The organism is Desulfohalobium retbaense DSM 5692, assembly GCF_000024325.1.
Taxonomy (GTDB): Bacteria; Desulfobacterota; Desulfovibrionia; order Desulfovibrionales; family Desulfohalobiaceae; genus Desulfohalobium; species Desulfohalobium retbaense.
Genome location: NC_013223.1, coordinates 157,416 through 178,656 on the forward strand (window position 1 = coordinate 157,416; position 21,241 = coordinate 178,656).

Sequence of the window (21,241 nt, forward strand, 5' to 3'; positions counted from 1 at the left end):
CTGCCATGAGTGCTATCCAGACCATCCTTTTTATCGGCGGCAACGGCGCCATGGCCCGTTTTCTGCAACCGCGGCTTGAAGAGGCCGGGTATGCGGTGCGTGGCGTGGATAAACCCTTGGACGGCGAGCAACTCCGGACAGCCGCGAGCGGGGTGGATCTGGTGATTCTGGCTGTGCCGGTGCCCGCGGTCGAAGAAGTACTTGCCAAGGTGGTCCCGTTTGTGCCGGCCAGGGCCATCCTCGCGGATATCTGCTCGGTAAAGGACGCCCCCCTGCGGCACATGCTCCACTATTTTTCCGGGGATGTGGTTGGAACCCATCCTCTTTTCGGCCCGGCTCCGGATGCGGCCACTCCCCTGCGCACAGTTCTGGTTCCCGGCCGCGGGGCGAACGCCTTGGAGCGGGTGCGTGATGTTTTTGAACGCGCCGGGCTCGTCTGCTTTGAGTCCACGGCTGAAGCCCACGATCGCAGTGTGGCCCTTTTGCAGGGGCTCAATTTTGTGACGTCGGTGGCCTACCTGGCTTGCAGCGCTGATCAGGAGGCTGTGGCGACCTTCATGACCCCTTCGTTTACCCGGCGCCTGGAGGCGGCGAAAAAGATGCTTTTGGAAGATTCTCCTCTGTTTACGGCCCTTTTTGAGGCCAATCCCTACAGCCAGGACGCCGTACGCCAATTCCGTTCCTACCTCAATCTGGCCGCGGCTGGGGATATGGACATTCTGGTGGAAAAGGCCGCCTGGTGGTGGCGTGGTGCGTCATATGAAGAGGAGTGCTACGAGATCTAGTCCAGTTCGAATAGCGATCATGATGGCCCAAGCCGCGCTCCTCTCAAGGGAGCGCGGCTTTTTTTATAGCCAATGCTGCAGCCGCAGCCCGGCTCGACAAGGTGGCTTTGGCCTGGACAAACGCCTGAGGGCGGTTTTCCTCCCAGGGGACCAATTTCGCACCGCGGCCGGTAAACCTGGAAATCGTCAACGCTGCAGTCTTCAGACATGGATGTGCAGAAAAAGGAGAGAATCAATGCCGCAGGTGGTATTACAGCAACAAGGCCGGACTCTTCCGGCGGACACACAGACACCGATCAGTCTGTACCAGCAGATGGTGGGCAAAAAACCAGGGCTGCTCCTGGAGAGTGCTGAAGTCGACGGTCGTTGGGGGCGTTACAGCCTTGTGGCCTGGGATTTTCGCCTTGTGGCCTCCTGCCATGAGGGAAATCTCGAGCTGACGGTCAAGGATGCCCGGCTTGAGGCGCTCCGGAGCTATACGGGGTTGCCTTTCGAACAAGGATTGCGCGCGCTCCTGGCCGATCTGGCGGTACAGCCTCCAGAGGAGCTAGCCGATCTGCCCATTTTTTCCCGCGGTGTCTACGGATATCTCGGCTACGGCCTGGCCGGGTGTTTTGAGCCCGCCTTGGCCGACCAGCTCCCTCCTGAAAAGGCTGAAGCCTGTCTGGTTCTGCCGGCCCATGTCCTTTTATTCGACCATCTGCACCACCGGTGCGTTCAACTCAGCCTGGACGACACCTTCCCCAAACACGGCGGCGGGCGGCAAGTTGGCGCCAGCCTCGATGCCAAGCCGCGGCTGGGACAGGTGGAGACCAGACCGGACAAGGAACAATTCTGTCAGAGCGTGCGTCGCATCCGGGAGGACATCCACAATGGAGAGGCTATCCAGGTCGTCCTTTCGACCCGGTTTCAGGCCTCCTTCTCCGGAGAAGCCTTTGCTGTCTACCGGCGCCTGCGTCAGTACAACCCTTCTCCCTATATGTATTTTTTGCGCTTGCCGGGCACGACTATCGTCGGTTCGTCACCGGAGGTCCTGGTGCGGTGTTCGGAGGGACGGGTCGAGGAATGCCCCATTGCCGGGACCAGGCACCGCGGAACCACCCGGGAGGAAGATGCAGCCCTGGCCGACGAGTTGGCGGCCGATCCCAAGGAGCGGGCCGAGCACGTCATGCTTGTGGATTTGGGCCGCAATGATCTGGGCCGGATCGCTGCAGCGGGCAGTGTCCGTGTCGATAGGCTCATGCAGGTCGAACGGTTTTCCCATGTCATGCACCTGACCTCGTATCTCGAGGCCGAGCTCAAGACTGGCTTGGACGCCGTGGATGTCCTTGCGGCCACGTTTCCTGCCGGCACTGTTTCCGGAGCCCCGAAGATTCGGGCTATGGAGACCATCGCAGAACATGAAAGCCAGCCCCGGGGGCCCTACGCGGGGGCGGTGGGCTGGATCGGGCTTGATCCGGATCAGGTCGCCCTGGACACCGGGATCTGTATCCGGACTTTGTGGATCCAGTCCGGGACCATCTTCTGGCAGGCCGGGGCCGGCATCGTGGCCGACTCGGATCCGGAAAAGGAATGGCAGGAATGCCAGAACAAGGCCCGCATTTTGCGGGAAGTCCTTCAGGAAGAAGGGGAAAGTGATGTTTTTGCTCATCGATAATTTTGATTCGTTTACGTTCAATCTGGTCCAGGCATTTCAGGTCCTTGGGGCTGATCCGGTGGTGTTGCGTAACAACAGACCGGAGCTTCTGGAATTGGCTGCATCGGGCGAGGTGGAACGGGTGGTCATTTCTCCCGGCCCCGGGGGACCGGCGGACAGCGGCCTGTGCCTCCCGTTTCTCCGCTCCCTTGCCGCGGCCACACCGGTGCTGGGCGTTTGCCTGGGCCATCAGATCCTGGCGGCCCATGCTGGGTTGGTTGTGGGCAAGGGGCCCCGGGTGATGCACGGCAAAACCTCGCGTATTCACCACAATGGTGATCCGCTGTTCGCCGGGGTTTCCAATCCTTTTGAAGCTTGCCGTTACCATTCGCTTCTTGTTTCCGGGCTCGAAAAGAGTCCGGCCGTGACCAGGACCTGTCAGAGCGAAGACGGCGACCTCATGGGCCTGCGCTATACCGACCGGCCCTGGATGGGGGTCCAATTCCATCCGGAATCCGTGTTGACCCCTGACGGACAGCGTTTGTTGGCCAATTTTCTCGCCGTATCCAGTTAGCTTGTAATCTGAAAAGGAAAGGATCATGAACGCAGCTGTTGCCATGAATACCATTTTGGACCATGTCGCGGACGGGCAGGATCTTGCGCCGGAGATGGCCCGGGCCTGTTTTGACCATCTGTTTTCCGGCCATTGCCCACCGGCTCAGGCTGGCGGGCTTTTGCTCGCGCTTAGGGCCAAAGGAGAAACCGGGCTGGAACTCGCCGCCGCGGTGCAAGCGGCTTTGCAACAGGCTCGGACCGTCAGCGGACTGACCCGTCCCAGGATCGATACCTGTGGAACCGGGGGAGACAATAAGAGCAGCTTCAATTGCTCCACGGTGGTGGCCCTGTATCTGGCCGATATGGGATACGATGTTGTCAAGCACGGCAACCGGGCCGTCTCTTCGTCCTGCGGCAGTGCCGATGTGGTTGAGGCCTTGGGATTGCCCTTTGCCGAGCAGGAAAACGATGTCCATTCCGGGCTCGCCCGGTCGCGGTTCGTCTTTCTTTTCGCTCCCCATTTCCATCCCGCGTTCGCCAAGCTCGGGCCCATCCGGAAAGATCTCGGCGTGCGGACGCTGTTCAATCTCCTTGGCCCGCTGCTCAATCCGGCTCGCCCGACCCACCAATTGCTCGGCGTCCCCCGGAGCCAGTTCATGCAGCCGGTAGCCGACGCCCTGGCCCTGTCTGGCATCCAGCGCGCCGCGGTGGTGCATGGCGCTGGAGGGTATGACGAGCTGACCCCATTGGGGCCCAACCGGTGCCTTGTTGTGGATAATGGCGAAGTGGTGCGCCGGGATATCGACCCGGCCGCATTCGGCATTGCCACCTGCGACGAGGCGGCCCTGGCCTGCCGGGACAAGACAGAGGCCCTGGAAGTGGTTCGGGCCCTGCTCCAGGGACGCGGGCCCCAGGCGATGCAGGGTATGCTCGCCTTGAATCTGGGTGTGGCCCTTTTCCTTCTCGAGCCGGAATTGTCCCTTGACGCCGCCGTAGCCAGGGCCTGCGAGGCCGTCAGCCGGGGCATCAGCAAGGAGGTGGCCTGTGCTTGACCGGTTCATTGAGGCCAAAAAAGAGGAACTCGAGCGTCTGCGCCTGCAGGAGGCCAACGGGACTCTGCCGGCGCCGCTGGAGATTGACCGCCCCTCGCTCAAGCGCCAGTTACAAGAGGCACCGTCCGTGGCTGTGGTGGCCGAATATAAACGGGCTTCCCCGTCAAAGGGGATTATTAACCCCAGGCTCGGGGCCAAGGAAGCGGCCGAGGCCTATGCGGCCGGCGGAGCGGCCGCGATTTCCGTTTTGACCGAAAAAGCGCATTTCCATGGCTCGCTGGCCTTTTTGGAACGGGCCCAGGTGGCGGGCTTGCCGCTATTGCGCAAGGATTTTCTCTTCCATCCGCTGCAAATTGCGGAATCGGCCGCGACGCCGGCAGCCGCCGTATTGTTGATCGTTCGCTATTTTCTGGAGACTCCGGGGACCCTTAAAACGCTTGTGGAGCAGGCACAGGCCTATGGTCTGGAGACAGTGGTCGAGGTTTTCAGCGAAGCTGAAATCGACCTGGCGCGGCAGGCGGGCGCGGATATCATCCAGGTCAACAATCGCGATCTGGACACGCTGCAGGTTGACCTGGATCGCTCCTACGCCTTGGGCAAGCGCAAGCAGGCCGGTGAAGTCTGGATCAGCGCCAGCGGCATCAATGCACCGCAGCATTGTGTCGCCCTGGGCGAACGCGGCTTTGATGCTGTTTTGGTGGGCACTTGGTTGATGCAACACAAGGAGCCAGCCGCTGCGCTGCGGTATTTACGCGGTGTTGGCCCGGGGATGGCTACGGCCAAAAGCACCCCGTTTTTTGAACAAGGATAACATCATGGCAGACACGTTGCTGATCAAGGTCTGTGGGCTCAAGCGGCAGCAGGATGTTGAACTCTGCGGCGCCTTGGGCGTGGACATGGTGGGGTTTATTTTTCATGAGCCCTCTTTGCGCAGCATCCGGCCCGAGCAGGTCGCCGAGTTGCCGCGGGGACGATTTCTGCGGGTTGGGGTCGTAGTCCGGCAAAGGACAGCGGCGATCACTGATATCATGCACCGGGCCGAACTGGATCTGGTCCAGTTCCATGGCGAGCAGGATCACCACGACGCAGCGGCGATCGGGCCGCAGCGGGTCATCCGAGTGGTCTGGCCCGAGCGGTTTGCCTCCAAAGCGGCGTTACAGGCCTATCTGGATGCCTGGGCGGATTCGTGCCGGTACTTTCTGTGCGATAGCGGGGTTGCCGGTGGCGGGCACGGGCGGGAACTGCAGAGTGCCGTGGCCTTGCAGCAGATCGTTTTTCCCCGTCCTTGGCTGCTGGCCGGCGGAATTGGTGCAGAAAATGTTCGTAAAAAAATCACGAAATTCCAGCCAGATGGGGTAGATATGAACTCCGGTGTTGAAAACGCCCCCGGCGAAAAGAACAGGGGGCAGCTCATCGCCGCGGTCCAAACCATGCGCCAGAGCCGGTCATGCGTCCAGTTGGGGGAGTGAACCGGTTCCGGGGGTTTTGAACATGGCTTGGTGCCCTGCTGTTTGACGGCAACGTAGGCTCCCTTTTTCATGGTGAATGCTTTTCCACTCAGAGCTGTGCCAGCGCATTGGCCTTTGCGAGCTACGCGGTGTGGGGTGGGAAAAAACAAGCTATGTTCGTTTTTAGTTAATGAATATCAATATGTTATAAAAGAAAAGAACATCCTGTGGAAAACTTAAGAACAAAGGAACACCGACAATGAACACAAAAACAGAATTCCCGGATGCCGGATATTACGACGGATTCGGCGGCCAGTTTGTCCCTGAATTGCTGATGCCGCCCTTGATCGAATTGGAAGAGGCGATGCAGTCTGTCCTGCCCAGTCAGGCGTTTCAAGAGGAGTTGGCTGAAGTCCTCCAGGATTACGTGGGGCGACCGACGCCGTTGTATCGATGCCGTAATCTTTCCAAGCGACTTGGATTCGACCTGTGGCTCAAACGTGAGGACCTGGCGCATACAGGCGCGCATAAGATCAACAACACCATCGGACAGGCCCTCTTGGCCAAGCATATGGGCAAGCGGTGCCTGTTGGCCGAAACCGGAGCGGGGCAGCACGGGGTGGCCACAGCCACGGCTGCGGCCATGCTGGGTATGGAGTGCATCGTGTATATGGGGGCCAAAGATGTGCAGCGCCAAGCCCATAACGTTCACCGGATGCGTCTTCTGGGGGCGAAGGTGGAAGCGGTGGACAGCGGGACCCAGACATTGAAGGACGCCATCAGCGCGACCTTGCGGCACTGGATCCGGGACCAGGCCACGGCGCACTATTGTATCGGCTCCGTCGTCGGCCCCCATCCTTTCCCGGCCCTGGTCCGCGACCTGCAGTCGGTGATCGGTACGGAAACGATTGCGCAGTGCCAGAAGAAAATGGGCGGGCTGCCGGACGTGGTGCTGGCCTGTGTTGGTGGGGGCTCCAACGCCATGGGCATGTTCCACCCGTTCACCGATTATCCGGAGGTCCGCCTGATTGGTGTGGAAGCCGCGGGCAGCGGCGAAGAGGGGTGCACCCATTCCGCGACGTTGAGCCAGGGGACCGAAGGGGTGTTGCAGGGCGCGCGAACCTATCTGCTCCAGACCCAGGCCGGACAAATCCTGCCCTCGCATTCCGTGGCCCCGGGGCTCGACTACCCAGGGGTCGGCCCGGAACATGTGGCCTTCATGACCTCAGGTCGGGCTGAATATGTCTGTGTCTGCGACGATGTGGCCCTGGAAGCCTTTTATACCCTTTCCCGGGACGAGGGGATCATTCCGGCCCTGGAAAGTTCCCATGCCCTGGCCTACGCCATGGCGCTGCAAGGAGAAATCCCATCCGGCAGCCGCGTGGTCGTCACGCTGTCCGGGCGCGGGGACAAGGATTTGGGCATCGTCCGGGAGCGCGAAGGCGCTGCGGAGACCAAGGCGTAGGCAAAAGATCCAACGAGGACATGAACACAAGGAGTAGCGTGTCATGCATACATCAGTGTTGACCGAGGCCGTTGACAAGGCTCACAAGGCCGGGCGCCACGCCCTGATCCCGTTTCTTCCGGCCGGATTTCCCGACCCGGAACGGTTTTGGGAGGTTTTGCGGGAGCTGGACGCGCAAGGTGCAGATATTATTGAGATAGGAGTCCCGTTTTCCGATCCCGTGGCCGATGGTCCACTTATTGAGGCCGTTTCGTTGCAGTGCCTGGCCGACGGCGTTGATCTGGACTGGATATTGGACGGATTGGAGCGTATGGCGGGGCAATTGGCGACCCCGATCGTGTGTATGGGGTATTATAATCCCTTTTGGCAATACGGCATGGCCCGTTTTGCGGAGCGAGCCGCCCAGGCGGGGGTGGCCGGGTGCATTGTCCCGGATCTGCCGCTGGAGGAGGCCGGGCCGTTTCAAGAGGTACTCAATGCACAAGGAATGGACCTCATCCGCATGATCGGCGTGAATACCTCTGAAGAGCGGATGCGAGCCTATGCCAAAAATGGCAGCGGTTTTGTGTATATGGTTGCGGCACTGGGCATCACTGGCACACAAGCCGGGTTCCCGCCGCAATTGCCTCAGGCGCTTTCCCGTGCCCAGGACATTTTTGACGATCCCATTGCTCTGGGGTTCGGATTGGAGCGTAAGGAACAACTGGGTGAGATACGCGACCTGGTCGATGCGGTGGTCTTCGGCAGCAGTTTGATCCGGCATGTGCAAGGCGGCGGGGAGGTCAGGACATTTTTGCAGAGATGGCACTGATTTGCCATGGAGCTGTCACTGTCGTTCACGACAAAAAGGGCCGACCATGCACATGGTCGGCCCTTTTTGTCGAAGACCTCGAAGGAGCTTTTCGTCCCCCCGGGCCAAAGACCTCTCGTCTGCGAAGAAGGGGGCAGGCCTACAGCAGCCGTCTTTCAGGTCTTACGGCAAACACACCCGCACATCGCGCCGACACGGAGGACTCCATGCGTATATTGATCGGGTATTCCATGCGTAGCGGCAGCACCCTGCTGCAACATATGCTGGGGCAACATTCGGCCGTTCGCTCGACCAGCGATCTTTCGTCCTGGCTCATGCTGAGCCGCCTGCTTACCGGACTGGGGCCCAAACAGGGCGCGGTCTGTGTCAAACCCATGGATATCCTGTTCTTGGAGCAATGGCGGCTTATGAGCCGGTTCTTCGACCGCTTTATCTGGCTGGTGCGGGATCCGCGGGACGCCTATCTCTCGAGTATTGAATCTGGATACGCGTATCTGCTCTGGCCCAGGGGCCGACGGATGTCCGGCGTCGACCTCGGTCTTGTGGACCGGTGGCAGCGCATCCAGCGACAGTATCTGAAAGCCCCGGAAAAGTGGCACCTCGTGCGGTATGAAGATCTCGTGACCCGCCCAGAGGCGACCATGAACTCGATCCTGGAGTATCTGGAACTGCCCTACGAGCGGCTGGACCGGTTTGAGCGTTTTCGTCTTCTCAATGGCGGCGACTACAAGATCTGCCAGTCCAGCGGAGTCCGGTCGAGTTCGGTGGGGCGGTACAGAACGAAAATGCCGGGGCCCCAACGGGCCGTGTTTCAGCGTCTCATTGGTCCGGAAATGGACTTCTTCGGCTATCCGTCTGTTTGATCCCCTGTTTTTACGACCGGAGAGCGCCTCTCCGGCCGTGGCAGGGAGGGGGTAATGACAAAATTGCAAATAGGGTTGCAGAAATGGAAAAACCCGGGACATCCCGGGTTTTTTGTCTGCCAAAAGTGTGGTTTTTAGGCGTAAGTTCTTGAATATAAGAGTTTTTCCCGCCGGGCCGACGGCTCAAGCGATAAAGTCGCCATGCAAAACGAGCTGACTCCATTTTTCTGAAAGCAACGCTTGCTGCATCGTCTCCACACATTGCGGCGAAAATTGCGGTTTTCCCGGCATGCTGGCGCGCTCGGACCGGGCTTTTGATCTGTCTTGAGCCTGGCAGGATGGACCCTTTTGGGGTGGGCGATGTGGTTTCATAGGTGCCTCCTGGGCGGGTTCTCCGTTTTGTTTTTTTGACAAAAAGGTCAAAAAACAGGTGTGAGATAGACCCTCTTTGTGGAATGCATAGAACGTGCCTTTTCGATTCAGGGTCCGCTTGCGGTAAATTTTCCCCACCCGGAGTATAGTGGGGGCGGGTGTTTCATCGTTGCCCTGTTTTTCAAAGCAGTGCTCGGGCGCGGTGCAACCGGCCAGACTGGACAAAAGCCTCGCCCAGAGGCGATAGACCTCCTGAGAATATCCAACACAAGGAGGAGGCGTGTTTGTCCTGAAAAAAATGGTGGCCCGGCTCGTGTTTCCCTTGCCTCTGGCTTTTGAACTCCTCGTCGCTGGGCTCGTGATCCTGTTTGGCTTCCGCCGTTGGCAACGAACCGGACGCTGGCTGGTCCTGGCTGGGACGGCAGTGTTGCTTGTCAGCACCACTCCGGCGGTGCCGCAATGGGCCATGCGGACTCTGGAAGGACGGTTTCCCGCCATTGATATGACTGCGGCCAAAGCCGCTGATGCGCAATGGGTCGTGGTTCTCGGGGGTGGGCACGCCTCGGACCCGGGGCTTCCGGTCAGCGCCAAAGTCGGAACGTCAACCATGTATCGGCTGGTGGAGGGGGTGCGGATCGTCCGCCAACTCCCGGGGGCCACGTTGCTGCTTTCCGGGTATGCCGGCAAGGAGGCGGTTTCCAATGCCCGGATCAAGGCGGACCTGGCCAAGGCATTGGGCTACGAAGGGCCGCTGGTTCTGGAGGAAAGACCGCGGGATACGGCCCAAGAGGCGGCCATGATCACCGAGCGCCTCGGCCAGGCCCCCTTCGTGCTCGTGACCTCTGCCTCGCATATGCCACGAGCCATGGCCCTGTTTCAGGGACAGGGCTCCCATCCGATTGCCGCGCCCACCGGCCATTTGGCGCCCCGAGAAGCCTTACAGGCCTGGGACTGGTTTCCCAATGCCCAAGACGCCTATTGCCTCCAACGCGCTGTCTATGAATATCTTGGACTTGGGTGGGCCTGGTTGCGGGGGCAACTCGAACAGCCCGTATGACAATCGCCCTGGGGGAGCAAGGCGGTGTTTGGGATTTTTACCTCGGTTCTTCCCTGACGCTGTGGCGATTTTTTTCGGTTCTTTGACGGATCCTGTGGATTTTTGGAGTTTGCCGTCTCTTCTGTGTGCCCACTTTCGGCCCGGTATTTTCTCAATCCCGTCAAAGGGGGATCCTTGCCCCCTCCGGACTCTCAAGTGGAAAAGAACTCCAAGTGTCGAAGATGGCCCTTGTTGCATCAAAATCCGCCTGGGAGCATTCAGTTCGCGGTCCGGTTTCCCCCTTTTGGCGGGACCAAGAAAATGTGCGGGCCTTTCGCTCGAAGCACACAGAAGAGACGGCAAACTTTTGCGTCTGAAATTCCATGCCCTGTGACGAAGAGCCTTTTTTTCGTATCCCGGCAGCGATGCGGTGGTGTGATCGTCGTTCACGACACAGCCCCCCGACGGACATCGTCCGACGGGGGGCTGTGTTGTTGGTGCCGGAGGCTGTAGCATTGCCTCCGGCAAGCATCTTAGTTGACGGTTTCCAGGTATTGTTCAAAGGCCGGCAGAGCCGGTTCCCCGGAAATGGTGGTCACGCCTTCCAGCCATCCCTTGTAGACCTCTGGATGGGCCTTGACCCAATCCAGGCCGGCATCCACGGGTTTCAACCCGTCCTTTTCGTGGAGGGTGGTCATGATCTGGTTCATCATGGAGATGGGGAAGATGAGGTTTTTCAAAAACTTGGCGACATTTTTGTTTTCTTCGACAAACCCGTCGCGCACGATGGTGTAGACCGTGGCCGTACCGTCGTTCTTGCCGAAGGTCTCTGATGTACTTCCGTCCAAATACTTCATGTCGATCATTTCGTTCATGTGGTGCGGGGCCCAGCCCAGAAAGACGATCCAGCGTTCGTCCTTGGTGAAGGACTGCACCTGGGAGAGCATCCCGGCCTCACTGGAAGGGATGAGCTGGAAATCGCCCAGTCCAAACATGTCCTTGTCGATCATGGATTGGATGATCTGGTTGCCGTCGTTGCCTTCCTCGATGCCGTAGATTTTATTCCCCAGCTTATCGGCGTATTTGGCGATGTCTTTGAAGTGCTGCAAGCCGCCTTCATAGGCGTATGTGGGCACGGCCAGGGTGTATTTCGCTCCGGGCATACTGGCCACGAGCGGTTCGATGGTGCCCTTGTCGAAGTATTTGTTGGCCATTGTGGCCTGGGTGGGCATCCAGTTGCCGAGAAAAATATCGGCCTCCCCGGTGTCCAGGGCCTTGAAGGCAATGGGCACGGAAACCATGGTGTTCGAGGCCTCGTAGCCCAGGCTGCGCAGGATGCGCACAGCCAGTTCGGTCTTGGTGGTCACGCCGGTCCAGCTGACGCTGGCGAAGCGCACTTCTTTGGCCGCCAGGACCTGTGAAGCGCTCATGGTGAGAACGGCAAAAGCGATCAATGCAACAAGAACTTTCTTGGAAAAACCAGACATGCGGAGCTCCTTGTCTGTAGTTCGGGTGCCGACAGCACGGTCCCCGAGGTGGGGTGCGGCGTTGTCAGCCACCACTAGGTATATGTCATGGGGCACGTCTCCCCTTTGTGCTTGATGCGAACAGGGGCCCGGTCTATCGAGCGGCTCCAAACCAGTGCACCGGACGGGTGGCGTAATTGTGGTAGATGTGTTTGACCTCGGTATATTCCTCAAGACCCGAACGTCCCAATTCCCGGCCGATTCCGGACTGTTTGAACCCGCCCCACGGAGCCTGGACAAAATAGACGTTGAAATCGTTGATCCAGACTGTACCGGCCCGCAAGCCCTGTGCAACGCGCTCCATCCGGTCGGGATCCCGGGTCCAGAAGCCGGCCGAGAGGCCGTAGATCGTCCCGTTGGCCAGATCGATGGCCTCTTGTTCCGTGGTAAATCGTTCCACGGTGACCACCGGGCCGAAGACCTCTTCCTGGACAATGCGCATGTCACTGGTGCATTCGCTGAACAGGGTCGGTTCGAAGAAATAGCCGTTTTGGAGTTCCGGCGCAGAAGGCCGTTGACCCCCAAGAAGCAGACTGGCCCCTTCCTGGCACGCGCTTTCGACGTAGTGTTCGACCTTGTCCAGGTGTTCCTGGGAAATCACCGGCCCCATTTCCGTTTGGGCATCAAAACCGTTGCCGAGCACAATGCGGGACATCCGGTCCCGCAGGGCGGCCACGAATCGGTCGTGGATGGCGTCCTGCACGAGCAGGCGCGCTCCGGCGGAACAGATTTGCCCGGCGTGGAAGAACACTCCATTTAAGGCATAATCGACAGCAAGGTCAAAATCGGCATCGTCGAAAATAATGTTCGGATTTTTGCCGCCGAGTTCCAGGGCCACTTTCTTCACGTTCCCGGCGGCAGCACGCATGATGGTCTTCCCGGTGGCGATCCCCCCGGTAAAGGAAATCAGGTCGACATCCGGGCTTTCTGCGAGCTGTGCCCCCACCTCGGCACCGGGGCCGAGTATGACATTGACGACTCCGGGGGGGAAACCGGCCTCATGGCAGAGTTCTGCGAGTTTGAGCGTCGTCAATGGCGTGATTTCGCTTGGCTTGACCACGATGGTGCACCCAGCGGCCAAGGCCGGAGCGATTTTCCATGAGGCCTGCAAAAGCGGATAGTTCCAGGGAGCGATCAGACCGCAGACCCCGACCGGTTCCCGGACCACCTTGCTTGTCGTCTGAGGAAACGGCGAGGCGATAACCTCACCGTGCTCCTTATCGGCCAAGCCAGCATAGTACCGGAAAATACCGGCGATCTCCTCCATGTCCCACCGGCTTTCCTCCACGGTCTTGCCAGAGTCAAGGCTCTCGAGTCGGGCCAGTTCTTCCCGGTCGCGGTCGATGGCCTCCGCGAGTGTGAAGACGAGCCTGGCCCGTTCCACAGCCGGTTGCCCCGGCCACTGCCCGGTGTCGAAGGCCCGCCGGGCGGCCTGGATCGCCTTATGGGCATCGCCGCGCCCCCCTTCGGGAACGCGGGCGATGACCGAGGCGTCGAACGGATTGTATATCTCCCGGCTGTCGCCGGAGAGGGCCTCAGTCCAGGTGGAGTTGATATACATCGGCGTCGTGCGCATCATCCGCTGTCCTAGACTTCGGTTTTGTAAAACGGGGCTTGCGCCGGTTCCGGGGGGGTGTTGCCCAGGATTTTGTCCGCCGCCTTTTCCGCGAGCATCATTGTCGGAGCGTAGATATTGCCGTTGGTGATGGTGGGCATGATCGAGGCATCGACAACGCGGAGGTTTTCGACGCCGTGCACGCGCAGATCACTGTCGACCACGGCCATATCGTCGTAGCCCATTTTGCAGGTGCAACTCGGATGGTAAGCGCTTTCGCCCTCCCGGGCAACAAAGTCCAGGATCTCCTCGTCGGTCTGGGCGTCGCTGCCCGGAGCGAGTTCCTTGCCCCGCAATTCGTCAAAAGCGGACTGTTCCACGATGTGGCGCGATGCGCGTATGGCCTCAACCCATTCACGGCGTTCCTGTTCCGTGGAGAGGTAGTTGAACAGGATGCTCGGATAGTCCCCGGGGTCGGCCGAGGTAATCTTGACCCGACCGCGGACGTCGGAGTTCATGGGGCCGACGTGGAGCTGGAAGCCGTGTCCTTCGTTGGGTGCGGTGCCGTCGTAGCGGATCGCCAAGGGCAGGAAGTGGAACTGCAGGTTCGGATAGTCGACCTGGTCGTTGCCGCGGATAAAGCCGCCAGCCTCAAAATGGTTGGTCGCGGCCGCTCCCTTGTTGGCAAAGAGCCATTCCATGCCGATCTTGGGCTGGTTGTACCACTTCAGGGCTGGGAACATGCTGACCGGTTTTTTGGCCGCCCATTGGACATAGAGTTCGAGGTGGTCCTGCAGGTTTTCACCGACTCCGGGCAGGTCCTGGACCACGTCGATGCCGAGCTGGCGCAGGTGATCCCCGGCGCCGACGCCGGAGAGCTGCAAGAGCTGGGGCGAATTGATGGCCCCACCGCAGCTGATGATCTCGCCGCCGTAGACTTTATGGGTAGTGTTGCCCTTCTTGTATTCTACCCCGATCGCCTTCTTGCCTTCGAACAGGATCCGGGTACTCATCGCCCGGCACCTGATGTCCAGGTTCTTGCGGTTTTTGACCGGGTGCACGTAGGCCCGGGCCGCGTTCCACCGCCGGCCGCGGTAGATATTGGCGTCAAATTTGGAAAATCCTTCCTGCCGGTAGCCGTTGACATTGTCCACAACAGGGTGCCCGGCTTGCTGGACGGCCTTGAAAAAGGCTTCGAACAGGGGATTGTCGCATTCCGGCGTGGTCAGGTACAGGGGGCCGCCGACGCCCTGGTAGGCGTCCGCACCACTGAGCCGGTATTCGGCGCGGTTGAAATAGGGCAGGCAGCGGGCGTAATCCCAGTCTTCCAATCCCTCAAAGCTGGCCCATTTTTCGTAATCCATGGCGTTGCCGCGGATATAGATCATGCCGTTGATACAGCTCGACCCTCCCAGGACCTTGCCGCGGGGTTGATAGATGCGCCGGTTGTGCATGTACGGCTCGGGATCGGATTCGTACCACCAATTGTAGGTCTTCCCTTGCAAGGGGTAGGTCAGCGCCGCGGGCATGTGGATGCGGAAATCAAGACGGTAATCGGGAAGCCCCGCTTCGAGGACGAGGACCTTGTTTTTGGGGTTGGCGCTCAGCCGATTGGCCAACACACTTCCGGCAGAACCCCCGCCAACGATGATGTAATCGTATTTTTTTTGAGCCATTCGCTTCTCCTGGAAAATACATTTTATTTTTGCACGTTTGCAGCAGTTATACAGTGCAAAATGTCTTTAGGCTTGGTCTACTGTGCTGCTGATGTCCTGTAATCAAAACGGAAATTTAGGAAGTCTATCCACTTTAGGTTTGCAAAGTAGCAATACGTATAGAGTTTTTTTTGGCGCCAAAATACAAGCTACTTGCTGAAAAAGGAGCTTTGTTTATACATGAATTCAAGATTGGGTCAAGGGGGGATAGTGAATTTTTTCAGTTGCTAAAGCAACACAGTCTTTGTGTGCGGCAGAGGGTTTCCAGGAGAAAAAAACCTGTTTTTTCAGTTCGTAAGGGAAAAGGGGAGTTGACGTGGTCTGGTTGGCTTAGCTAGTTTGTTGTTAAGGCAACAAAAGGAGGGGCTATGGCGCGTTTTAAAGTGGTTCCGTTGGAGAACTCGCCGGATTATCTGGTCCTGCGCACGGCGATGCGCATGAAGACCGCTTTGTACCGGACCTTGTTCGGGTCCGGGCTCCGGGTCTCACCGGAACAGTGGTCGATTCTCAATCGTTTATGGGAAAAAGAGGGGCTGTGCCAAAGCGAATTGGCAGAGAAGACGTCCCGGGATCGGCATAATATGCACCGCATTCTGGGGCTGATGGAAAAAAACGGTCTCATCCGGCGCGAGCCGGACCCCTTGGATAGCCGTCGATCGAATATTTTTCTGACCCAGCGGGGCCGGGAGATCAAGGAGGAGTTGGTGCCCCTGGTGGAGGATTTCGGGGACCAGGTGTTTGCCGGCCTCAGTGACGAGGAGGTCCGTCAGTTGTGGCGGTTGCACGAGCGCATTGGATCCAACCTGGAGATTTTGGAAAAAGCCCAGGGCGGTGGTTGATACCGCCCTGGGCTTTTTACGTACTGGGGGAAAAGGGACAATCGAGGTCCCTTTTCGTTGTGTCTGATTCCGGCTCGGCGGTTGAGGGGTGGTCCCCTGCTTCCGGAAAGCAGACGGGCCCGATATGGGCCGATCTTGGACCTTAACGCCGCCGGTCCAGGCGCCGTTGGAACATGCCGACCAGAAAAATTCCCGCCGTCCATAATCCCACCGAGAAGATGCCGGCTGAGAAAATGCCGACCGAAAAGATTCCCGCGGAAAAAATGCCGATGGAAAAGGTGCCAGCGGCAAAGACGCCACAGGCGAATTGTCCAGCCGCAAAATAGTCGACGGCAAAAAGGCCGGCTTCGAAGACATCAAAAAAAGGGGCCAGGAGGATTCCGAGCCCGAGCAGTCCGAGTACAGTCCAAAGCACACCTTTGTTCATTGCAGTCTCCTTGATTTAACGCTTGTGTGTCAGGGGGTTCGGGACCGTGCGCGGTCCGATTGCATTTTTCATAGCACCGTTATGGTGTCCCCGGTGCTGAAATTGGTCCCACGGCCTGGAAAAAGAGCGTCGGCGTTCTCTTGGCGAGGTGCCGGAGAGCCCCAGGAGAGGGTGTAGACATACGTCGCCGATTCTTGGGGCGCTGAATCCACCTTCCAGGCCGTGTTCCCAATCCCGGCACCGGGTGTGGAGCAATTCCGTGATCGGTGTCCCCGGTGCTGAAATTGGGCTCAGGGCGCAACATTGGAGGACAGATAGTGAATTCCACCTCAACTTAGTTCTTTTCCTCAACAGGCCATTGCCGTTGGGAATTGGCAAAGACATAGGGGGCGGTGGCGTTCAAGGTCGCAATGCCTTCCCGCTGGTGGCGGTTGATGGCCTCGATATGTTGGCGGAAAAGGGCCATCAGCGGCCGGGGGAAGAAGCGGTGCAGGCTGTGGTTAGCCACGGCGCAGAAGCCGCGCCGGGATTTGTGCTCGCCGCCCATGCCCGGGTCGAAAAAGGCGATGCCGTGGTCAATAGCCCATTGAATGGGCAGGTAATAACAGAGATTGAAATGGAGCGCATCATAGTCTTTGAGGCAGCCCCAATATCGTCCCAGCAACGTGTTGCCTTTGCGGATGAGCAGGGACAGGGCGATAGGCTTGCCGGAGCCGTGGCGCTCGAATCCGGCGGTGAATAGGAGATTGCGGCACAGCTCTTTGTTCTGGGAGAGCTCGAGAAAGAATTGCGGGGTGAGGAAATGGCAGCCCCAGCGGCCGAATTGGCGGGCCGTCTTGCGGTACATGGCGTACATGCGGGTGAAGAATTGCTCCGGGGCCTGGTCCGCGGGCACGATGCGGGTCTCAATGCCGAGTTCAGCTGGCTTGCGGAGTTCCCGGCGGATATTGCGCCGCTGGTTTCGGTGAAAGCGGCTGAGGAAGTCCTCAAAGGATTTGAAGGCGTCGTTGTGCCAGAGAAATCCGGGCTGGACCCAGGCGAGGTAATCGCAGTGCTCCAGTAATGGTTTCCATTCCGGGTCCACAAAATGGAAGTGGCAGCCGGAAATGCCGCGTTTGACAGCCATGGTGTGGATCGAGCGCAGGATCCGCGTGGTCAGGTGCTGCTCGTTTTCCGCTGGATCGAGAAGGAACCGGTAGCCTGGGACCGGGGAAAAGGGGCAGGCCCCGACCAATTTCGGGTAATAGCCAAGACCGATGCGTTCGGCGACCTCGGCCCAGACCTGGTCGAAGATATAATCCCCCCAACTGTTGTGGCGCAGATACAGTGGAGCAGCCGCGACCAGACGGCGTTCGCGCCAGAGCGTCACGTGGGAGGGCGTCCACCCCGTGCGGGTGCGGACCGCGCCGGAGGTTTCCAGAAGGTGGAGCCAATCCCAGGATAAAAGGGGGTTTTGAAGCGGCGTGGAGAGCCGGTTCCATTCCTCGCGGGGAATGGAGGCCATGGATTTGTGCCATTGCAGAGAAAGGGTGCTGGGCGCTGTCATGGGGCTCTCATTGGGGTGTATGCTTTTATATCTGGATGTCCTGATCCGCGATCAGCGAGGATGCCAGGGACTGGTTCCGGAATTGGTCCCAGGCCTGGAAAAGTGACCTAGAGCAATTGGGGGAGATTTCCAGGCCGTGCCCATCATCCCGGAGCCGGTTCCACCGGGTCAAGGGGCATGTATATCCCCTCGGTTGATAAAAATCCAAACCGTTTCTTTGTTCTCAGGTATTGCAGACGGCTATATTCCTGCCGTTCCGGCAACCAGAGGCCAGAGACTGTTTGTGTTCTGGTGTTCATAGGTCCGGGGGTGCTGCCGAAAAAGCGCAGCCAGTTCTCCGGTGTCCGCTGGGATATCCTGGTGTGCCAGGGATATCCTGGTGGACACGGTCCCAATGGCCTCCGCGAGGTGGGCGTCGGAATTGAACATCTGGACAAGCCCGGTGTCGGCCAGCTGTCTATAGAGTTCGTGCCTGCACGGCAGAAGCCGGTCCCCTTCCCAGCACGCTTGGCCGCGGAGGATATTCACCGAGTTCATTTCCACCCCGTGCAGAAGTGGCGCCATCCGGTCGAGATCGGGATCCCAACGGTCGAGAAAGCGAAAGGGATGGGCGACGAAACAGAAGACCTCATCTCCAAACGGGGCCAAGGCGTGTTCCAGGGCGTCCAAGCTCAGGCCGTAAGGCAGCTGGAGATCGATCTCTGGCAAGAGGCAGACGATATCAAATCCTTCAGCCAGGGAGAGTTCCAGTCCTGAATAAATGGCCAATCCGGGGGAGCGACTGCGCAGGATCTGCAGATCAGCCTGTGGCCACTGGATCTGGTGTTCGGTGAAGACGATCGCCCCCAGGCCACGTTCGGATGCCAGGCGGCAGGCCTGCTCGGGACGCAGACGGGAGCAGGGCGAGTAACAGCTGGAGTGGACGTGGCAATCAATATGCCAGGATGAAAGTGACATACCCTGGAGCATGACCAGTGCGGTGCGGAAGGTCAAGTCCCAGCGAAGCGGTCGTGTTGCAGGCAGAATCAGGAAGCCGGCGAAAGAGATCTGGTTCGTTATCGCCGCGCTTCAGCCGGAGAGGCTGAAGCGCGGCGATAACGTCAATAGGCTTCGTCAGAGCTGAGGTCGTCTTCGCTGATGGGGTGGCGGAAGAGGTGGTAGGCCCAGATTTGGTACCCCAGGACCAGCGGGACAAAGACCAGGACGACACCAAGCATGATCTTCAGGGTCAGCGGACTGGAGGATGAATTCGTGATGGTCAGGCTGTAGGCCGGATTGAGCTTGGACGGCAGCAGGGCCGGATAATTCCCGATAATACCGAACATCGCGGTCCCGGCAATGGTTGCGGCTGAGGCACCCCAGGCCAACCACCATTGCCGGGTCCCCAGGAAGAGCCGGCTGCCGAACAGCCCCAGAATGGGCAAGATCAGGACGACCATCAACCAGGGGGTCTGCAGGTAGTTGCCGAAAAGCTGGGTGGTGGTCGCGGAAAATGCCAGGAACGCCAGCAGGACGGTCACCACAGCCGGCCACAACCCCCGGGCCAGACGTGCGGCGCGTTCCTGGAGTTCGCCCCGCGCCTTGATGCCGAGCCACAAGCTGCCGTGCAGGGCAAAAAGGAGGACGAAAAGCAGGCCGCCCAGGAGCCCGTAAGGGTTGAGCAGTCCAAGGAGTCCACCCTGAACAATATTTTCGGCGTTGATGGCCAGCCCCTGAAAGATGTTGGCAAAGGCCACGCCAAGGAGCAGGGCCGGGAGAAAGCTTGAGACGATAAAGGCTTTTTCCCAAATGTTACGCCACCGCGGGCTTTCGATCTTGCTTCGGAATTCCAGGGCCACCCCACGGATGATCAAGGCGATCAATAAAAGCATCAATGCCGTGTACAGACCGCTGAACAGGACAGCGTATGTGGTGGGGAAGGCAGCAAAGGTAACGCCTCCGGCAGTAATCAGCCAGACCTCATTCCCGTCCCAAAACGGGCCCATGGCGTTGAGCAGTGTCCGTTTTTCCGTCTCTGTGCGGGCCACGGCCGGCATGATCGTTCCCAATCCAAGGTCAAACCCGTCGAGAACGAAATACACGGCCCATAAGACACCCCACAAAACAAACCAGATGGTCTCCAGCATATGGTCTTCTCCCCGTTGTCAATAAATGGTTTGGCAACCCGTTGGGAATCTTCCTGAAAGTGCAAAGCGGCACACGGTGTTTCGCCGCTGACGGCGGATACGGGGGTGGCGACTGCCCCAGGTCCCGCGTGCTGGAATTCGTGCCGCCTTGAAAAGGAAGATTCTGGCCCCGGCCGTTTAGGCTTCGCTCGGGCCTTTTCGGGCGTAATAAAACAGGAGATAGATACACAGCGCCCCGAGTACGGCGTAGAGCAGGGTCAGGGCCACCAGAGAAAACCCCACCTGGGAACCGGCCACCGGGGAGACGGCGTCACTGGTGCGCATGAGCCCATGAACAATCCACGGTTGCCGCCCCACTTCAGCTACCATCCATCCGGCTTCCAGGGCGATGTACGGCAGGGGAATGGCCCAGATGAGCGTTTTGAGGAGCCAGGGGCTCTCGGTCAGTTTTTTGCGCCGCAGCCAAGCCCAGATGCTGAGCACCGGGAAGAGAAAACCCAGGGCGATCATGACCCGGAAGGACCAATAGGTCAGGGCGACCGGAGGGCGATCCTCCTTGGGAAAATCTTTGAGTCCTTTCACTTCCGCATCAGCGCGGTGGTAGGCCAGCAGACTGAGGCCCGAGGGGATGGGCAGGAAATTGACGAGATTGCGTTCGTTTTTTTCGTCCGGGATGGAAAACAGGTATTGGGGAGCGTGGGTTTGCGTTTCCCAATGCGATTCCATGGCGGCGAGTTTGGCCGGCTGGATCTTGGCCACTTCCGCCCCGTGCAAGTGTCCCTGGCCGACTTCGACGATGGAGAAGAGCAGAGCCATGATCAGCCCGAAGCGAAAGGAGGTCGTGAAGAAATCGATGTGTTGTTTGCGCAGCAAATGGTAGCTGCTGATGCCCATGACAAAAAAACCAGCCAGGATATACGAGCCAGCCAAGGTGTGGATGAATTGTTGCCAGGCAAAGGGCTGGGTGACCACGGCCATGAAATCGGCGAGTTCGGCCCGGCCGTTGCGCATGACATAGCCGACGGGATTTTGCATGAAGCCGTTGGCAATGATGATCCACAATGCGGACATGTTGCCGGCAAAGGCCACCAGCCAGATAGACAGGAGGTGGACTTTTTGGGAGACGCGCTTCCAGCCGAAGATCCAAACCGCCAGAAAGGTCGATTCGAGAAAAAAGGCGGCCGTGGCTTCAATGGCCAGGATCGACCCGAAGATGTCCCCAACATATTCGGAATATCTGGACCAATTGGTTCCGAACTGGAATTCGAGAGTGATCCCGGTCACGACTCCCAGGACAAAATTGATGATGAACAGCTTGCCCCAAAATTTGGTCATGCGCTTGTACTTTTCATCCTGGGTGCGCACATACTGGGTCTCCATGATGGCCACCAGAATCGACAACCCCAACGTCAATGGAACGAAGAGGAAGTGGAACATCGTGGCCATGGCGAATTGGAGGCGGGACAGCAGCAACGGATCCATGT

General features: G+C 59.0%; 19 protein-coding genes. 11 read left to right on the top strand and 8 right to left on the bottom strand.

The genetic code is table 11. The features are described 5' to 3' along the window. The first annotated feature begins 5 nt into the window (after positions 1-5). The 10 genes from DRET_RS00595 to DRET_RS00645 all read left to right on the top strand — a co-directional run bounded on the left by DRET_RS00595 (position 6) and on the right by DRET_RS00645 (position 10,044). Positions 6-785: a prephenate dehydrogenase/arogenate dehydrogenase family protein gene (locus tag DRET_RS00595; protein ID WP_083777249.1), complete on the top strand. Its 780-nt coding sequence runs from the start codon at positions 6-8 to the stop codon at positions 783-785. A 235-nt stretch (positions 786-1,020) separates the two neighbouring features. After that, a complete protein-coding gene (locus DRET_RS00600; RefSeq protein WP_015750580.1) occupies positions 1,021-2,442 on the top strand; it encodes an anthranilate synthase component I family protein in 1,422 nt (473 codons plus the stop codon). Then, positions 2,423-2,995 carry an anthranilate synthase component II gene (locus DRET_RS00605; protein WP_015750581.1) on the top strand — a complete coding sequence of 191 codons (573 nt, stop codon included), beginning with the start codon at positions 2,423-2,425 and terminating at the stop codon, positions 2,993-2,995. Before DRET_RS00600 ends, DRET_RS00605 begins: the two co-directional genes overlap by 20 nt. 25 nt (positions 2,996-3,020) lie before the next feature. Further along, complete coding sequence (gene trpD, locus DRET_RS00610) at positions 3,021-4,028, top strand: anthranilate phosphoribosyltransferase (RefSeq protein ID WP_015750582.1); 1,008 nt, start codon at positions 3,021-3,023, stop codon at positions 4,026-4,028. Beyond that, positions 4,021-4,839: an indole-3-glycerol phosphate synthase TrpC gene (locus DRET_RS00615; RefSeq protein WP_015750583.1), complete on the top strand. Its 819-nt coding sequence runs from the start codon at positions 4,021-4,023 to the stop codon at positions 4,837-4,839. The genes trpD and DRET_RS00615 overlap by 8 nt, the downstream gene beginning before the upstream one ends. Positions 4,840-4,843: 4 nt before the next feature. Beyond that, entirely contained in the window at positions 4,844-5,497 is a 654-nt protein-coding gene (locus DRET_RS00620) for a phosphoribosylanthranilate isomerase (protein WP_015750584.1), read from the top strand. 238 nt (positions 5,498-5,735) lie between these two features. Then, entirely contained in the window at positions 5,736-6,941 is a 1,206-nt protein-coding gene (gene trpB / locus DRET_RS00625) for a tryptophan synthase subunit beta (protein ID WP_015750585.1), read from the top strand. 43 nt (positions 6,942-6,984) lie between these two features. Further along, positions 6,985-7,752: a tryptophan synthase subunit alpha gene (trpA, locus tag DRET_RS00630; protein WP_015750586.1), complete on the top strand. Its 768-nt coding sequence runs from the start codon at positions 6,985-6,987 to the stop codon at positions 7,750-7,752. A 206-nt stretch (positions 7,753-7,958) separates the two neighbouring features. After that, positions 7,959-8,615 carry a sulfotransferase family protein gene (locus DRET_RS00635; RefSeq protein ID WP_015750587.1) on the top strand — a complete coding sequence of 219 codons (657 nt, stop codon included), beginning with the start codon at positions 7,959-7,961 and terminating at the stop codon, positions 8,613-8,615. A gap of 652 nt (positions 8,616-9,267) precedes the next feature. Further along, positions 9,268-10,044, top strand: a complete 777-nt coding sequence (locus DRET_RS00645) for an ElyC/SanA/YdcF family protein (RefSeq protein WP_015750588.1) — start codon at positions 9,268-9,270, stop codon at positions 10,042-10,044. Between the two features lie 512 nt (positions 10,045-10,556). On the opposite strand, the gene DRET_RS00650 is transcribed toward DRET_RS00645, so the two are convergent. The 3 genes from DRET_RS00650 to betA form a co-directional block, all read right to left on the bottom strand. Next, positions 10,557-11,510 (bottom strand): ABC transporter substrate-binding protein, encoded by a 954-nt coding sequence (locus DRET_RS00650; RefSeq protein WP_015750589.1) that lies wholly within the window; start codon positions 11,508-11,510, stop codon positions 10,557-10,559. 133 nt (positions 11,511-11,643) lie between these two features. After that, a complete protein-coding gene (betB, locus tag DRET_RS00655; protein WP_015750590.1) occupies positions 11,644-13,128 on the bottom strand; it encodes a betaine-aldehyde dehydrogenase in 1,485 nt (494 codons plus the stop codon). A gap of 8 nt (positions 13,129-13,136) precedes the next feature. Continuing rightward, positions 13,137-14,780, bottom strand: a complete 1,644-nt coding sequence (gene betA / locus DRET_RS00660) for a choline dehydrogenase (RefSeq protein ID WP_015750591.1) — start codon at positions 14,778-14,780, stop codon at positions 13,137-13,139. Positions 14,781-15,187: 407 nt separating this feature from the next. On the opposite strand from betA, the gene DRET_RS00665 reads away from it, so the two are divergent. Then, a complete protein-coding gene (locus DRET_RS00665) occupies positions 15,188-15,658 on the top strand; it encodes a MarR family winged helix-turn-helix transcriptional regulator (RefSeq protein ID WP_015750592.1) in 471 nt (156 codons plus the stop codon). 142 nt (positions 15,659-15,800) lie between these two features. Here DRET_RS00665 and DRET_RS00670 read toward each other — a convergent pair whose 3' ends face one another. The 5 genes from DRET_RS00670 to DRET_RS00690 all read right to left on the bottom strand — a co-directional run bounded on the left by DRET_RS00670 (position 15,801) and on the right by DRET_RS00690 (position 21,239). After that, positions 15,801-16,085 carry a hypothetical protein gene (locus DRET_RS00670; protein ID WP_015750593.1) on the bottom strand — a complete coding sequence of 95 codons (285 nt, stop codon included), beginning with the start codon at positions 16,083-16,085 and terminating at the stop codon, positions 15,801-15,803. Between the two features lie 334 nt (positions 16,086-16,419). Beyond that, the gene (locus tag DRET_RS00675; RefSeq protein ID WP_015750594.1) at positions 16,420-17,631 is read right to left on the bottom strand and encodes a GNAT family N-acetyltransferase; all 1,212 of its coding nucleotides are present in this window, start codon (positions 17,629-17,631) and stop codon (positions 16,420-16,422) included. Positions 17,632-17,871: 240 nt separating this feature from the next. Continuing rightward, positions 17,872-18,588 (bottom strand): PHP domain-containing protein, encoded by a 717-nt coding sequence (locus DRET_RS00680; protein WP_041282104.1) that lies wholly within the window; start codon positions 18,586-18,588, stop codon positions 17,872-17,874. Positions 18,589-18,731: 143 nt separating this feature from the next. After that, positions 18,732-19,757 (bottom strand): cytochrome d ubiquinol oxidase subunit II, encoded by a 1,026-nt coding sequence (gene cydB, locus DRET_RS00685; RefSeq protein ID WP_015750596.1) that lies wholly within the window; start codon positions 19,755-19,757, stop codon positions 18,732-18,734. Positions 19,758-19,934: 177 nt separating this feature from the next. Continuing rightward, entirely contained in the window at positions 19,935-21,239 is a 1,305-nt protein-coding gene (locus DRET_RS00690) for a cytochrome ubiquinol oxidase subunit I (protein WP_015750597.1), read from the bottom strand. Positions 21,240-21,241: the final 2 nt, after the last annotated feature.